The sequence below is a fragment of the Bacillus sp. 05T31 genome (genome assembly GCF_056396725.1).
In genome coordinates, this window is the sequence record NZ_JBFTMA010001349.1 from 1 (window position 1) to 482 (window position 482).

Annotated in this window: 2 pseudogenes; both read right to left on the bottom strand. The window is 36.7% G+C overall.

The annotated features are described in order from the left end of the window. Positions 1 to 253 (bottom strand): annotated as a pseudogene (locus tag AC1DJR_RS33255) (replication-relaxation family protein); the annotation flags it as partial. After that, a pseudogene (locus AC1DJR_RS33260) lies at positions 253 to 482 on the bottom strand (hypothetical protein); the annotation flags it as partial. The pseudogenes AC1DJR_RS33255 and AC1DJR_RS33260, both read right to left, overlap by 1 nt.

The window sequence follows — 482 nt, forward strand, 5'->3', positions numbered from 1 at the left end:
CACCATACTTTGTAAGTGTGTAAACGTTTTGAGGTCTTCCCGACTTCCTCACTTGATTTCTTATAGAAGGAATGGGTAAATGTTCATGTTTGATGTATTCCCCCTCTTCTAGCCTGCGAAGGCGATAATATACGGAGTTTTTCCGATGCCCTGGATAACATTTCGATTCGATATATTCCAGGTCTAAGTACACATGAGTATGCAAATCAATTAATAGTTTTTGGTCTTCTTCTGATAACATTAGGTGGGCCATCATGTTTTCTCCCTCTCTAGCATGTCAAAAATGCTTTTATTCCCATCTTCCTTCTTCTTAGATTTCTTTATTTCTGTCTGCTCTTTTGGTTCCTCTGGTTGTCGGCTTTCTTCAACCACTTTTTCTATTTTTGGCTTTTCTTCTTTTACTGTTTCTTGAACAACTTTTGTCTGTTTCTTTTGAAACAATGGGATAATCTGTGCTTGTTGTTCTTCTTTAATGCTTATAT